This window comes from Pseudomonas sp. Irchel 3H7 (assembly GCF_900187605.1).
In the GTDB taxonomy this organism is placed as follows: Bacteria; Pseudomonadota; Gammaproteobacteria; order Pseudomonadales; family Pseudomonadaceae; genus Aquipseudomonas.
The window spans coordinates 63,973-77,533 of record NZ_FYEA01000010.1; the positions used below are offsets into that span (position 1 = coordinate 63,973).

The 13,561-nt window shown below is 60.0% G+C and carries 15 protein-coding genes; 9 read left to right on the forward strand and 6 right to left on the reverse strand.

The genetic code is table 11. The annotated features are described in order from the left end of the window. Positions 1-21: 21 nt before the first annotated feature. From CKW38_RS19440 to CKW38_RS19450, 3 genes are all read left to right on the forward strand, one after another. On the forward strand, positions 22-903 hold the full coding sequence (locus CKW38_RS19440) for an ABC transporter permease subunit (RefSeq protein WP_371042493.1): 882 nt from the start codon (positions 22-24) through the stop codon (positions 901-903). Then, the gene (locus CKW38_RS19445; RefSeq protein WP_095113595.1) at positions 900-1,775 is read left to right on the forward strand and encodes an ABC transporter permease subunit; all 876 of its coding nucleotides are present in this window, start codon (positions 900-902) and stop codon (positions 1,773-1,775) included. Before CKW38_RS19440 ends, CKW38_RS19445 begins: the two co-directional genes overlap by 4 nt. Positions 1,776-1,930: 155 nt before the next feature. After that, on the forward strand, positions 1,931-3,028 hold the full coding sequence (locus CKW38_RS19450; RefSeq protein ID WP_034155530.1) for a polyamine ABC transporter substrate-binding protein: 1,098 nt from the start codon (positions 1,931-1,933) through the stop codon (positions 3,026-3,028). Between the two features lie 303 nt (positions 3,029-3,331). On the opposite strand, the gene thpR is transcribed toward CKW38_RS19450, so the two are convergent. Beyond that, positions 3,332-3,853 (reverse strand): RNA 2',3'-cyclic phosphodiesterase, encoded by a 522-nt coding sequence (gene thpR, locus CKW38_RS19455; protein ID WP_095113596.1) that lies wholly within the window; start codon positions 3,851-3,853, stop codon positions 3,332-3,334. Between the two features lie 107 nt (positions 3,854-3,960). Between thpR and CKW38_RS19460 the strand changes: the two genes are divergently transcribed. Further along, positions 3,961-4,155 (forward strand): hypothetical protein, encoded by a 195-nt coding sequence (locus tag CKW38_RS19460; protein WP_095113597.1) that lies wholly within the window; start codon positions 3,961-3,963, stop codon positions 4,153-4,155. A gap of 215 nt (positions 4,156-4,370) precedes the next feature. Here CKW38_RS19460 and CKW38_RS19465 read toward each other — a convergent pair whose 3' ends face one another. The 3 genes from CKW38_RS19465 to CKW38_RS29820 are packed head-to-tail and all read right to left on the reverse strand — an operon-like array spanning position 4,371 to position 6,045. Then, complete coding sequence (locus tag CKW38_RS19465; RefSeq protein ID WP_095113598.1) at positions 4,371-4,724, reverse strand: DUF1428 domain-containing protein; 354 nt, start codon at positions 4,722-4,724, stop codon at positions 4,371-4,373. Positions 4,725-4,726: 2 nt separating this feature from the next. Beyond that, positions 4,727-5,809, reverse strand: a complete 1,083-nt coding sequence (locus tag CKW38_RS19470; RefSeq protein WP_095113599.1) for a hypothetical protein — start codon at positions 5,807-5,809, stop codon at positions 4,727-4,729. Between the two features lie 50 nt (positions 5,810-5,859). After that, complete coding sequence (locus CKW38_RS29820; protein ID WP_141232675.1) at positions 5,860-6,045, reverse strand: hypothetical protein; 186 nt, start codon at positions 6,043-6,045, stop codon at positions 5,860-5,862. A 70-nt stretch (positions 6,046-6,115) separates the two neighbouring features. On the opposite strand from CKW38_RS29820, the gene CKW38_RS19475 reads away from it, so the two are divergent. Then, a complete protein-coding gene (locus CKW38_RS19475) occupies positions 6,116-6,394 on the forward strand; it encodes a hypothetical protein (protein ID WP_007918828.1) in 279 nt (92 codons plus the stop codon). A gap of 56 nt (positions 6,395-6,450) precedes the next feature. On the opposite strand, the gene CKW38_RS19480 is transcribed toward CKW38_RS19475, so the two are convergent. Beyond that, positions 6,451-6,654 (reverse strand): hypothetical protein, encoded by a 204-nt coding sequence (locus CKW38_RS19480; protein ID WP_064120858.1) that lies wholly within the window; start codon positions 6,652-6,654, stop codon positions 6,451-6,453. A 243-nt stretch (positions 6,655-6,897) separates the two neighbouring features. Here CKW38_RS19480 and CKW38_RS19485 point away from each other — a divergent pair, with 243 nt between their 5' ends. From CKW38_RS19485 to paoC, 4 genes are all read left to right on the forward strand, one after another. Continuing rightward, a complete protein-coding gene (locus tag CKW38_RS19485) occupies positions 6,898-8,652 on the forward strand; it encodes an L-lactate permease (RefSeq protein ID WP_095113600.1) in 1,755 nt (584 codons plus the stop codon). A gap of 356 nt (positions 8,653-9,008) precedes the next feature. Next, on the forward strand, positions 9,009-9,632 hold the full coding sequence (paoA, locus tag CKW38_RS19490) for an aldehyde dehydrogenase iron-sulfur subunit PaoA (protein ID WP_007918834.1): 624 nt from the start codon (positions 9,009-9,011) through the stop codon (positions 9,630-9,632). Then, positions 9,629-10,585, forward strand: coding sequence for a xanthine dehydrogenase family protein subunit M (locus CKW38_RS19495; protein WP_095113601.1), 957 nt, complete (start codon positions 9,629-9,631; stop codon positions 10,583-10,585). Before paoA ends, CKW38_RS19495 begins: the two co-directional genes overlap by 4 nt. After that, positions 10,582-12,780 (forward strand): aldehyde oxidoreductase molybdenum-binding subunit PaoC, encoded by a 2,199-nt coding sequence (gene paoC, locus CKW38_RS19500; RefSeq protein WP_095113602.1) that lies wholly within the window; start codon positions 10,582-10,584, stop codon positions 12,778-12,780. The genes CKW38_RS19495 and paoC overlap by 4 nt, the downstream gene beginning before the upstream one ends. Positions 12,781-13,044: 264 nt before the next feature. On the opposite strand, the gene CKW38_RS19505 is transcribed toward paoC, so the two are convergent. Beyond that, entirely contained in the window at positions 13,045-13,521 is a 477-nt protein-coding gene (locus CKW38_RS19505; RefSeq protein WP_007918765.1) for a cupin domain-containing protein, read from the reverse strand. Positions 13,522-13,561 lie beyond the last annotated feature (40 nt).

Consider the following 13,561-nt stretch of genomic DNA (forward strand, 5'->3'; position numbering starts at 1 on the left):
AATCAGCAATTCCTGCGCCTGGTGCCCAGCGGGCGAAAACTGGTCATTGGCATCCCGTTCATCTGGCTGTTCCTGTTCTTCATGCTGCCGTTCTTTCTGGTGATGAAGATCAGTTTCTCGGAAGCCGCGCTGTCGATCCCGCCGTACTCGGAGATCTACACCTACGCCGAACAGAAATTCCAGCTGCTGCTGAACATCGGCAACTACACCATGCTCGGCGAAGACGAGCTGTACCTGTCGGCCTACCTCGGTTCGCTGAAGGTCGCGGCGCTGAGCACGATGATGTGCCTGCTGATCGGTTTCCCGATGGCCTACGCGATCACCAAGACCGGCAAGGAAACGCAAAACGTCTTGCTGCTGTTGATCATGATGCCGACCTGGACCGCGATCCTGATCCGCGTTTACGCGTGGATGGGCATCCTCAGCAACAACGGTTTGCTTAACGCATTTCTGATGTGGACGGGGCTCACCGATCACCCGATCGAGATCCTCAACACCAACACGGCCGTGTATATCGGCGTGGTCTACGCCTACCTGCCGTTCATGGTGTTGCCGCTGTACGCCAACCTCGTCAAGCACGATGGCAGCTTGCTGGAAGCCGCGCAGGATCTGGGCTCGAGCAACTTCAACAACTTCTGGAAAATCACCGTGCCGCTGGCCAAGAACGGGATTATTGCCGGCTGCATGCTGGTGTTCATTCCGGTGGTCGGTGAGTTCGTGATTCCGGAACTGCTCGGTGGCCCGGAGACGCTGATGATCGGTCGCGTGCTGTGGCAAGAGTTCTTCAATAACCGCGACTGGCCGGTGGCGTCTGCGCTGGCGGTGGTGATGCTGTTGATCCTGATTGTGCCGATTCTGCTGTTCAACCGCAGCCAGGCCAAAGAGATGGAGGCACGGGGATGAAACGCTTCGGTTTTTCCAAGTTCATGTTGATCTTCGGCCTGATGTTCATTTATCTGCCGATGCTGATTCTGGTGATCTACTCGTTCAACGCATCCAAACTGGTGACAGTCTGGGGCGGCTGGTCGGTGAAGTGGTACGTCGGCTTGCTCGATAACACGCAACTGATGGGCTCGGTGGTGCGCTCGCTGGAAATCGCCTGCTACACCGCGATCGCTGCCGTCGCGCTGGGCACCCTCGCCGCTTTCGTGCTGACTCGCGTCACGCGCTTCAAGGGTCGCACGCTGTTTGGTGGTCTGGTCACCGCGCCATTGGTAATGCCTGAGGTGATCACCGGCCTGTCGCTGTTGCTGCTGTTCGTGGCGATGGCGCAGTTGATCGGCTGGCCGCAGGAGCGTGGCATCGTCACGATCTGGATCGCCCACACCACGTTTTGTGCCGCTTATGTCGCGGTGGTAGTCTCCGCCCGCCTCCGCGAACTGGATCTGTCGATCGAAGAAGCGGCGATGGACCTCGGTGCGAAACCGTTCAAGGTGTTTTTCCTGATCACCATTCCAATGATCGCGCCGTCGCTGGCGGCGGGCGGGATGATGTCGTTCGCCTTGTCGCTGGATGACCTGGTGTTGGCCAGCTTCGTTTCCGGACCAGGTTCGACGACGTTGCCGATGGAAGTGTTCTCGGCGGTGCGTCTGGGCGTGAAACCTGAGATCAACGCCGTGGCCAGCCTGATTCTGCTGGCGGTGTCGCTGGTGACTTTCCTGGTCTGGTACTTCGGCCGCAAGGCAGAGGCCAACCGCAAGCGGGCAATTCAGGAAGCGATGGATCAGACCGCAAACGAGTCGTGGCAACCACAGCAACAAGCCGCCACCGCATAACCCTGTAGGAGCTGCGGCACGCTGCGATCTTCTGATCTTGATGTGAAAGATCAAAAGATCGCAGCCTCGTTTCACTCGACAGCTCCTACACATGCTGGCGCTGTTAACCGAGTTTTGGCTTTGTGTTTTTGAATAAAAAGAATGGAGTTGTACCGATGAAAATGTTTGGCAGGACTCTGCTGACACTGTCCTTAATGGGCGCAATGGTCATGGGCGCCCAGGCCAACGACAAGGTGCTGCGTGTTTACAACTGGTCCGATTACATCGCGCCGGACACCGTCAAGAAGTTCGAAGACGAGACCGGCATCCGCGTGACCTACGACGTCTTCGACAGCAACGAGACCCTTGAGGCGCGTTTGCTGGCGGGCAAATCCGGCTACGATCTGGTCGTGCCGTCGAACAGTTTCCTCGCCAAGCAGATCAAGGCCGGCGTCTATCAGACCCTGGACAAATCGAAGCTGCCGAACTGGAAGAATCTCAACCCGGTGCTGCTGAAAAACGCTGCCGCCAGTGATCCGGACAACGCCCACGCGTTCCCGTACATGTGGGGCTCGATCGGCATCGGTTTCAACCCGGCCAAGGTCAAAGAAGTGCTCGGCGCCAATGCCCCGACCAATTCCTGGGATTTGCTGTTCAAGCCGGAAAACGCTGAAAAGCTCAAAGCCTGCGGCATCAGTTTCCTCGACTCGCCGACCGAAATGATCCCGGCCGCCCTGCACTACCTGGGCTATCCGGTGAACGACAAGGACACCGCACACATCAAGGAAGCCGAGGCGCTGTTCATGAAGATTCGCCCGAACGTGGCGTACTTCCACTCCTCGAAATACATCTCCGATCTGGCCAACGGCAACATCTGCGTGGCGGTCGGTTACTCCGGCGACGTGCTGCAGGCCAAGGCTCGCGCGGTGGAATCGGGCAACAACGTGGTGATCGACTACAGCATTCCCAAGGAAGGCGCCGGCAGTTTCTATGACATGGTCGCCATTCCGCGTGATGCGGCGAACGTCGAGAACGCCTACCTGTTCATGGACTTCCTGATGCGTCCGGACATCATCGCCGAGATCACCAACAGCAACGGCTACAGCAACGCCAACGCGGCGGCCACGCCACTGGTGGATGAAGCGATCCGCAATGACCCGGGTTCGTACCCGTCGCAAGCGGTAATGGCGACGTTGTATGCGGTGCCGGATCAGCCGATTGCCACGCAGCGGATCATGACCCGTGGCTGGACCCGGGTGAAACTCGGTAAGTAAGACTACGGAGTTGGAGTTCCAACAACCCTGATGAACATGTGGGAGCTGGCTTGCCAGCGATGACAGTGGGTCAGGCAAAGGTGATTCGGATGTGCTGACCCCATCGCTGGCAAGCCAGCTCCCACAGGGTTTTGTGATCACATTCAGACAGTGCCAGGCCCAGGATTTCTTAGCTTAAATAATTCAATGATTTCCCGTTCACGCAGCGCCTTACCACCGCTGCACCCTGCTATGAACGGCCTCACCTGGCTCCCTCGGCTCAGGTGAATTCTCAGGCGCCTTCGGGCGCCTTTTTTTGTGCGTTCACATCAGCGACCAATCTTGCAGGATCCGATAGCGCCCCTTGTGCGATTCGAACAGGGCGAAGCGTTCGGCGCGCAGGAAGAACTCCGGCGGCGTGGCCGACTCAGGCTCCGGCGCACGGTAGTCACGGGCCAGCGTCAGATGCGGGCGAAACTCGCGGGTTGTTTCTTCAAAGCCAAAGGGCAACATCGCCTGCTCTAGTGCGTAGACCAGCCGCAGCAGCGCTTGTGGCGCCTGCTCCGGCGCCAGCGACAACACCCCGGCGCGATGCCAGACCTGCAAGTGGTTCAACGAAATCTTCAACGCCTCTCCCGGCGTGCGCACTTGTCCGGCCGCCTCGCAGACGTCGTTGATCTGCGCCAATGGCACCGCGCCGAGAAACAGCAGCGTCAGGTGAAAATTGTCCGCCGGCACCGGCTTACCGGTGCGCAACCCCAACTCCCCGCGCCACTGAGCGATCGCCTTGCGTTGCGCCGGCGGGCAATCGAGGGCGAAAAACAGTCGCTTCGCTTCATCGGTCATGGCCCTGCTCCCCTGTCCATCGTTATTCGCCGGATTCTACACAGCCTGATCAGACGACTCGTGACAGGAAGCTATAGTTCAAGGATTGCCATCAACCGGAGGCCGCCATGCGCGCGATCCTCAGCAAAGAACCCTGGTGGGCACGACCACCGCATCCCGGGCAGGATGAAAAGGAGCTGGAATGGGGCTGGCTGGTGCATTACAGCGAGGGGGAGCCGCGTTTCGAGTTCGTCCGCGAGCGGCCTACTGACGAACAGATTCGCGAGCGCAAAAGCTGCCGCATCACCCCCTCACCCGAGTGAACACAGTACCTGTAGGCCTTCGCCTGCTCGCGATAGCGGCAGGTCTGCCAAGCCAGCTCCCACAGGGTCGTGCGGTGCGCCCACCATTGCTGGTTTCACACAAAACCTGTGGGAGTTGGCTTGCCAGCGATAGCGGTAGGTCAGGCAATGATGATTTTGAATGTACGGGCGCCATCGCGAGTAGACGAAAGCCTACAAGAGATTTTGCGCAGGCCTCAGGATTCAAGAATGTTCTTGAAACCACCAAAGATCATGCGCTGGCCATCAAATCCCATTGGGTTGACGTCCGGTTGCATGCGCGGGTCGTCCATCATTTTTGCCATGCCGGCGTCGCGCGTGGCTTTGTCTGGCCAGATCAGCCAGCCGGACGACACCGTTTCGCCTTCCTTGAGTTTGACCGCCATCGGGAATGAGGTGACCTTGCCCTCCGGTACGTCATCGCCCCAGCACTGAACCACGTCGTGCGCACCGTATTCCTTGAAAAGTTTCGCCGCGATTGCGCAGTGTTTTTTGTACTGCTCACGATTTGCATTCGGCACCGGTGCGACAAAAATATCGATGTAAGCCATGATCACTCTCCCTGCATGTTGGTTTCGATCTGCTGGTTAGTCGATTGCGGTGGCTGCCATTCGACAGGATTCACGCCCAAGCCGACCGACGGCTCATCGCCCCCACCCAGATTGCGCTCGACCTGCCCGGCCATGTGCAACGTGCCGGCCATGACGCCAGTCGTCGGGTTCTGCACCAGTTTCATCCAGGCCTTGTCGAAGGTGCTGCCCAGACTGCTGCGGATCAGCGCTTCGCTGTCAGGGCGGTCATTGGCCTGAATGATCGCGCGAATGCCGGCCACACCGACCGAAATCAGTCCGCCAGCCAGTTTTCCGGCCGCTGCTGCGACTGCGCTGGCAGCCCCACGCGGGGCCATTTCCGCTTCCATCCGCTGACTGGCGCGCTTGGCCACCGGGGCCATGCCGGCATCGGTCGAGGCAATCCCCTTTGCGCCGCCCTCAGTGTGGATCTTGTCGATCAGCGCAGCGTAGGCCGGCAGCGTATTCAGCGGCTCGGTGCTGATGACCTGAAACAGCGAGGCATCCCGCGCCGGTGGCGGGCCAAGCGCAATGGCCGGGACTTTCTGCAAACGTCCATTGAGCTGACCAACGGGCACACCATGGCGTTGGGCGATGAGCGGCATCTGCTGCGCCATCAACTGCGCATAGAACGCCGTGGCCTGACCAAGAATCGCATCCGGATCGATCTCCACCGCCACCGGCGCCAGCACCCTTTCCTGATACTGCTCAAGCAGATACGCCGCGAGACGCTTGGCCGACGCATCCTGCTCGCCACCGGCATTGATCGTGTACCAACTGACCTTCATCGACAGCCATTCCTGGGTCCAATAGCTGCTGAACCACGGGATGAAATTTTCTTCAGTTTGCTGATAGACCCGAGTGCGCCAATGTTCCATCGAGCCACGGGCGAAGACTTTGACTTGCTCGGTGGACTGCTGCGAGGCGCTGACGATTTCCCGGTCGATCTGCTGCCAGGTCGCAGGCGACACCACCACGGCCTGCGGCGCTGACACCGGGGCCCGCGCCGAGGTGGCGCAGCCGGCCAGCAACAACAGTGCGGCGACGAGCAGCGCACGCGGGTTCACGGTAGCGGTGTCCTTGAGATGAGTGGGATGCAGATTTGAGTATAGGTGGGTCAATTGAGCCTGATGTTGGAAGTACCGGCCTCATCGCTGGCAAGCCAGCTCCCACAAGGATTTCCAGCGGCCGCAGATTTTGTGATCACCTCAGAACCTGTGGGAGCTGGCTTGCCAGCGATGAGGCCATCAGCAACACCCAAAAAACCCCAACCATCACTGCCATCGATATTCACCATCGCCACGATTGCCTTCCGCCCACCGCCCATCAAAGGCACGATTGAGCCATCCGAAACACAGCGAGGAGTTCACAACATGATTCACACCCACGTCACACTCTCCGTGAGTTTCCCGGTGTTCGGCAGCAACTATTACGACCAGCACGCCGTGTCGCACAAAGCGCAGGCACTGGTGTTCAACGAAGATTTCGAAGATCTGTTGATGCCCGCTGCGACCAATCACTTCAGCAATGAAGTGGTCGGCATCAACGATCAATTCCGTTTTCTGAGCGACATTCTCGCCACCCATTTGCTGGACATCGAGGCCTCCGTGCCTGCGCGATCCAGCGTCCGGGCGAGCGCTCACTTTTCTTGAGTATCGAGGGCTAAACAAAGAGGGCGTCCCATCGCGGGACGCCCTCTTGCGTTCAATCAGTCATCATCCCGATCACGATAGTAACGACGCCCGTCGCGGCGATCATCGCGGTCATCCCAGCGCCGGTCATGGTCGTAATTGCGGCCATGATCGCGGTCGTAATGCCGGCCATGGCGGTGGTCATCATCAAAATCCGCGACACAGCCACCGAGCATTACGGCGGCGGTCACGGTCAGCAGCATCGTTGTTGCGCGCTTCATTCAACACTTCCCTAAAACCAAGGTCTTGACGACGGAATCGGCCACACTGCCCGCGCCTTCAGGACGCAGTGCGCGCAGCCGCAGATACGACCGGGCAAAACGCCGTTGATTCAATGGCCACTAGCGACCGTTTGTCGCCCCGCCCGCGCTGCCCGAGCGGCGGCGAAATGCCACCTATACTGCTTGCAACCAAGCCCCACGCAATGGATCTGCGCCCTCAATAACAACAAGCAGAGGTGGACCATGGTCTGGCAGCAAATTTACGACCCGTTCGGCAACCCGGTGATCTCCACGCTCATGGCCGCCGTACCGGTGGTGGTGATGCTAGCGGCACTGGCGTTTTTCCACGTCAAGGCGCATCTGGCAGCGTTATTGGCGCTGGCTTCCGCCCTTCTCATATCGATTTTCGCCTTCGGCATGCCGGCGAGCATGGCTGGCTCTGCGGCGTTGTTTGGCGCGGCCAATGGCTTATTGCCGATCGGCTGGATCGTCCTCAACATCATCTTTCTGCATCGCCTGACCACCGAGAACGGCTCGTTCAAAGTGCTGCAGGACTCACTTGCACGCATCACTGATGATCGACGTTTGCAGTTGCTGCTGATTGCGTTCTGCTTCGGTGCATTTTTCGAAGGTGCGGCGGGATTCGGCACGCCAGTGGCGGTGACCGGGGCGATTCTGATCGGCCTCGGCTTTTCGCCGCTGGCCGCATCCGGCTTGGCACTGATCGCCAACACCGCGCCCGTGGCTTTTGGCGCACTAGGTACGCCGATCATCACCCTGGCCAAAGTCACCGGGCTGGATGAAATGGAATTGTCGATGATGGTCGGTCGGCAATTGCCGTTTTTCTCGGTGCTGGTGCCGTTCTGGTTGATCTGGGCATTCGCCGGGTGGCGCAAGATGCTCGAGATCTGGCCGGCGATTCTGGTGGCCGGCGTCAGCTTCGCGATCCCCCAATTTCTGGTGTCGAACTACCACGGGCCAATGCTGGTGGACGTGATCGCCGCGCTGATTTCCATGGCCTGTCTGACGCTGTTTTTGAAGGTGTGGAAACCGGCGACCATTCACACCTCCGCTGCGCTTTCGGGGCGCGTAGACAACTCCAAGGTCGATGAAGAAAAAATCACCGCCAGCGCCGCGTTCAGCGATCAGGCGCGCCCGGCGGTGATGCGCGCGTGGATGCCGTGGATCATCCTCACCGTGTTCGTTTTTGCCTGGGGCACGCAGGGCTTCAAGAACATGTTCGACACCCGTCCGGCGATTGATCCGGTCACCCAGTCAGCCAAGCTTGATCCCACCGGCAAACCGCTGCGCGAGGCCAACCCGATTTTCGCCCCGGCCGTGACGTTCACCAGCCTGCACCTGCAAATCGAAAAAGTCCCGCCGGTGGTCGCGGCACCGAAGGCTGAAGAAGCGGTGTACAAATTCACCTGGCTCACCGCTACCGGCAGCGGGATTCTGCTGGCGGCGATTGTTGGTGGCTTGCTGATGGGCTACTCGATTCCGCAACTGATCAAGCAATACCTGCGCACATTGTGGGTGGTGCGGTTTTCGCTGATCACCATTGCAGCGATGCTGGCGCTGGGGTTTCTCACGCGTTACTCCGGACTCGACGCGACCATGGGTCTGGCGTTTGCCGCGACGGGGATTTTCTATCCGATGTTCGGCACGCTGCTCGGTTGGCTGGGTGTGGCGTTGACCGGCTCCGATACAGCGTCAAACGTATTGTTTGGCGGCTTGCAGCGGGTGACCTCGGAACAGCTCGGGATCAGTCCGGTGCTGATGGCGGCAGCGAACAGTTCGGGGGGGGTGATGGGCAAAATGGTCGATGCACAATCGATCGTGGTCGCCTCCACCGCGACCCGCTGGTATGGGCATGAGGGCGAGATTCTGCGCTACGTGTTCTTCCACTCGATCGTGCTGGCGATTCTGGTCGGCGGGCTGGTGACATTGCAGGCGTATGTGGCGCCGTTTACCTCGATGGTGGTCGGCGGGCATTGAGGCTGGATGATCTGGCCCCATCGCTGGCAAGCCAGCTCCCACAGGAACTCATGCTGTAAACAAAATTTCGTTCACAACATCGAAACCTGTGGGAGCTGGCTTGCCAGCGATGAGGCACTGACATTCAACACTCATGTTGACGGACAAGACGCCATCGCGAGCACGCGAAGGCCTACAGGGGATTGTGTCGTACCGTCGATTAATGAGCCACACGCATAACTCTATAGCGAAAATCCGACAAAACCTTTTCCTCCCTCCGGCAGTCACTCCTTAACGAGACCGGCGATGACGCTGGCTGCCCGCTTGGGCCAACCACGACCCTGCTGCCCTGATGAAGAGAGAAAAGGAATCGAACCATGACGATTTCCCGACGCGGATTTCTGATCCTCGGCGCCGTGACCGCCACCGCCTTCGCGATGCCGCCGTTTATCAGCCTCAAGGCCTACGCGGCCAATCTGGAGCAACCGGCCATGAGCAAAGTGACGATCAACGTCAACGGCAAGCCGCGTGCGCTTGACGTCGACACCCGCACCACCCTGCTCGATGCCCTGCGCGAGCATCTGCACTTGACCGGCAGTAAAAAAGGTTGCGACCACGGCCAGTGCGGCGCCTGCACGGTGATCGCCGATGGTCGACGCATCAATTCTTGCCTGACCCTGGCGGTGATGCATGAAGGCAGTGAGATCACCACCATCGAAGGCCTCGGCATGCCCGACAATCTGCACCCGATGCAGGCCGCGTTCATCAAGCATGACGGCTATCAGTGCGGCTATTGCACACCAGGCCAGATCTGTTCGGCGGTGGCGGTGATCAAAGAGATCCGCGACGGCATTCCCAGCCACGTCAGCCCCAGCCTGACCGAGCAACCGCAACTGATCGCCAGTGAGTTTCAGGAGCGCATGAGCGGCAATATCTGCCGCTGCGGGGCTTACTCGAACATCATTGAAGCGATCACTGAAGTCGCGGAGGTGCCGGCATGAGACCGTTCAATTACAGCCGCGCCGACTCCCCCGCCGCTGCCGCTGCGCAAGCGGCACAGGTCGAAGGCGCACGCTTCATCGCTGGCGGCACCAACCTGCTGGATTTGATGAAGCTCGACATCGAAACCCCGCTGCATCTGATCGACGTCAATCACCTCGGCCTGGATCAGATCGAAGCCACCCCCGAAGGCGGATTGCGCATTGGCGCGCTGGTGCGCAACACCGATCTGGCTGCCGATGCGCGCATCCGCAAAGACTACGCTCTGCTCTCCCGCGCGTTGCTCGCCGGGGCTTCCGGGCAGTTGCGCAACATGGCGACCACTGCCGGCAACCTGCTGCAACGCACGCGCTGCCCATACTTCTACGACACCCATCAGGCCTGCAACAAACGCCAACCCGGCAGCGGTTGCGCAGCGATCGGCGGGGTCAGTCGGCAACTGGGCATCATCGGCGTCAGCGACGCGTGCATCGCCACACACCCGAGTGACATGGCAATTGCCATGCGCGCGCTCGATGCGCAGATTGAAACGGTGAAACCCGATGGCACGACACGCAGCATCGCCATGGCCGATTTTCATCAATTGCCGGGCACCACGCCGAACATCGAAACCAGCCTGACGCCTGGCGAGTTGATCACCTCGGTGACACTGCCCGCGCCCGTCGGCGGCACCCACGTTTATCACAAGGTGCGAGATCGCTCGTCCTATGCGTTCGCGCTGGTCTCGGTCGGCCTGATCCTGCAAAAGGACGGCAGCGGCCGCATCGCCGTCGGCGGCATCGCACCGAAACCATGGCGGGTTGAAGCCGCCGAAGCGTTGCTGCCCCAAGGCGCCAAAGCCGTCAGTGCACGCCTGCTCGACGGCGCCACGCCGACCCACGACAACCAATTCAAACTGACCCTGGTCGAGCGCACGCTCGGTTCGGTGTTGGCGCAAGCGAGGGATGAAGCATGAAATTCGACACGCCCGCCACCACCAACCCGATCGACCAGTTGAAGGTCGTCGGCCAGCCCACCGACCGCATCGAAGGGCCGTTGAAAACCTGCGGTCAGGCGCCTTACGCCTATGAGCAGCATGAAGCGGTGGCCAATCAGGCTTACGGCTTTATGGTCGGCTCGGCCATCGCCAAGGGGCGCATCAACAATATCGATCTTGAACAGGCGAAAGCCGCGCCAGGTGTGCTGGCCATCGTCACCGCCGCCAACGCCGGCAAACTCGGCAAAGGCCAATACAACGCCGCGCATTTGTTGGCCGGGCCGGAGATTCAGCACTACCACCAGGCGGTTGCGCTGGTGGTTGCCGAGACCTTTGAACAGGCGCGCGCCGCTGCGCAAATGGTCAAGGTCGACTACGTCGCGGCCAAAGGCGAATTCGATCTGGCCAGCGTGCGCGACCAAGGTGTCGAGCCGAAAGACGAATTGCCCGACGTCAGCCACGGTGATTTCGCCAAGGCATTCGCCGCCGCGCCGGTGCAGTTCGATCAGACCTACACCACGCCGGATCAGACCCACGCGATGATGGAGCCGCACGCCACGTTAGCGGCTTGGAAAGGCGATCAACTGACCTTGTGGACATCGAACCAGATGATCGCCTGGAGCGTCGACGACATCGCCACTACGCTTGGTTTGCCTAAAGAAAAAGTCCGGCTGATTTCGCCGTACATCGGTGGAGGTTTCGGCGGCAAGTTGTTCATTCGCGCCGATGCGATTCTTGCCGCCCTGGGTGCGCGCATGGCTGGCAGACCGGTGAAAGTCGCCCTCGCCCGCCCGCAGATCGCCAACAACACCACCCACCGCCCGGCGACGATTCAGCGCATTCGCATGGGTGCGACGGCGGACGGCAAACTCACCGCGATCGCCCACGAAGGCTGGTCGGGCAACTTGGCTGAAGGCAAGGTCGAGGTCGCGGCGCAACCGAGTCAGTTGTTATACGCCGCTGAAAATCGACTAGTGAGCATGCGCCTCGCGCCGCTGGATCTGCCCGAAGGCAACGCCATGCGTGCACCTGGTGAAACGCCGGGGCTGATGGTGCTGGAAATCGCCATGGACGAGATGGCCGAGCAGCTCAAGCTTGATCCGGTCCAGTTCCGCATTCTCAACGACACCCAGGTCGACCCGGTGAAAACCGAGCGGCCATTCTCGCAGCGGCGCCTGATCGAATGCCTGCAAACCGGCGCGGAGAAGTTCGGTTGGGACAAGCGTAATGCGCAACCGGGAACACGGCGTGAAGGTCGCTGGTTGATCGGAATGGGCGTGGCAGCGGCGATCCGCAACAACCTGCTGGTCAAGTCGGGCGCGCGGGTGCGGCTGGAGCGTGACGGCAAAATCACCGTTGAGACTGACATGACGGATATCGGCACTGGCAGTTACACGATCATCGCGCAAACAGCCGCTGAGATGATGGGTGTTGGTTTGAAGGATGTGAGCGTGCATCTGGGCGATTCGAGCTTTCCAGTGTCGGCAGGTTCCGGCGGGCAATTTGGCGCTAACTGCTCAACGGCTGGGGTGTATGCCGCGTGCATGAAGCTGCGTGAAGCGGTGGCGGGCAAGTTGGGCATGGCGGCGGATCAGGCGGAGTTTGTCGACGGTCAGGTGCGGGTTGGCGACAAGCACGTGCCGCTGCGCAATGCTGCGCAAAATGGCGTTATCGTGGCCGAGGACAGCATCGAATTCGGCGACCTTGCCAAGCAGTATCAGCAATCGACGTTTGGTGCGCACTTCGTTGAGGTTGCGGTGGATGCCGCGACCGGTGAAGTGCGTGTCCGCCGGATGTTGGCAGTGTGTGCGGCCGGGCGGATTCTCAACCCGAAAGCGGCGCGCAGTCAGGTGATTGGCGCGATGACCATGGGCGTCGGTGCGGCGTTGATGGAAGAGTTGGCGGTGGACAAGAAGCTGGGTTTTTTCGTCAACCATGATCTGGCCGGGTATGAAGTGCCGGTGCATGCCGATATTCCGCATCAGGAGGTGATTTTCCTTGATGAGACTGATCCGGTGTCTTCGCCGATGAAGGCCAAGGGGGTTGGTGAGTTGGGGATTTGCGGGGTCAGTGCGGCGGTGGCGAATGCGATTTACAACGCCACGGGGGCTAGGGTGCGGGAGTATCCGATCACCCTCGATAAAATCCTCTCTTCACTGCCGGAGATGATCTAAACGCCTGAAAAGAGCCCCTCACCCTAGCCCTCTCCCAAAGGGAGAGGGGACTGATCCGGGAATATTTGAGGGCTGCACCGACATGAACGTCTTGCTGTGAATCCATAATCGATAGAGCATTTTCAGGTCGATGGATAACGCTTTGCTGTGAATCCATAATCGACCCGGTCTCTCAGGTCGATGGATAACGCCAGACACCTCGGTCGGCTCCCTCTCCCTACGGGCGGTCCGACGTTTCGGGAGGGCTGGGGTGAGGGAAGCGCTTCACTCGGAACGCGAATACTGCTCATCACTCACCTGCTCCATCCAATCCACTACTTTGCCATCCAGTACTTCAGCGATAGCGATATGACTCATCGCCGTGGTCGGCGCCGCGCCGTGCCAATGCTTGGCCCCCGGCGCAATCCACACGGTATCGCCAGGACGAATCTCACGCACCGGCTGCCCCCATTCCTGTACAAACCCAAACCCCGCCGTGACGATCAAGGTCTGTCCCAACGGATGCGTATGCCACGCGGTGCGCGCGCCCGGCTCAAACGTCACCGTTGCGCCACTGACCCGTGCCGCGTCGGAGCCTTTGAACGGCGCATCGACACGCACAGTGCCAGTGAACCAATCGGCCGGGCCTCTGGCCGAAGCTTGTGAGCCATTGGGTGTCACGGTCACGCGCGGATTGTCATTGGCCTGCACCTCACCCGCCAACAGGGAAAGGGTCAACGCAGAAGCGGCAATCGGGTTCATGGCAATTCCTCCAGAGAATCAATGCCACTACTTTACCCAG

Excerpts from the sequence above, each read along its gene's own strand:
- CKW38_RS19445 (WP_095113595.1), top strand. The coding sequence starts at position 900 with ATGAAACGCTTCGGTTTTTCCAAGTTCATGTTGATCTTCGGCCTGATG.
- CKW38_RS19450 (WP_034155530.1), top strand. The coding sequence starts at position 1,931 with ATGAAAATGTTTGGCAGGACTCTGCTGACACTGTCCTTAATGGGCGCA.
- thpR (WP_095113596.1), bottom strand. The coding sequence starts at position 3,853 with ATGACCGATGAAGCGAAGCGACTGTTTTTCGCCCTCGATTGCCCGCCG.
- CKW38_RS19460 (WP_095113597.1), top strand. The coding sequence starts at position 3,961 with ATGCGCGCGATCCTCAGCAAAGAACCCTGGTGGGCACGACCACCGCAT.
- CKW38_RS19465 (WP_095113598.1), bottom strand. The coding sequence starts at position 4,724 with ATGGCTTACATCGATATTTTTGTCGCACCGGTGCCGAATGCAAATCGT.
- CKW38_RS19475 (WP_007918828.1), top strand. The coding sequence starts at position 6,116 with ATGATTCACACCCACGTCACACTCTCCGTGAGTTTCCCGGTGTTCGGC.
- CKW38_RS19480 (WP_064120858.1), bottom strand. The coding sequence starts at position 6,654 with ATGAAGCGCGCAACAACGATGCTGCTGACCGTGACCGCCGCCGTAATG.
- CKW38_RS19485 (WP_095113600.1), top strand. The coding sequence starts at position 6,898 with ATGGTCTGGCAGCAAATTTACGACCCGTTCGGCAACCCGGTGATCTCC.
- paoA (WP_007918834.1), top strand. The coding sequence starts at position 9,009 with ATGACGATTTCCCGACGCGGATTTCTGATCCTCGGCGCCGTGACCGCC.
- CKW38_RS19495 (WP_095113601.1), top strand. The coding sequence starts at position 9,629 with ATGAGACCGTTCAATTACAGCCGCGCCGACTCCCCCGCCGCTGCCGCT.
- paoC (WP_095113602.1), top strand. The coding sequence starts at position 10,582 with ATGAAATTCGACACGCCCGCCACCACCAACCCGATCGACCAGTTGAAG.
- CKW38_RS19505 (WP_007918765.1), bottom strand. The coding sequence starts at position 13,521 with ATGAACCCGATTGCCGCTTCTGCGTTGACCCTTTCCCTGTTGGCGGGT.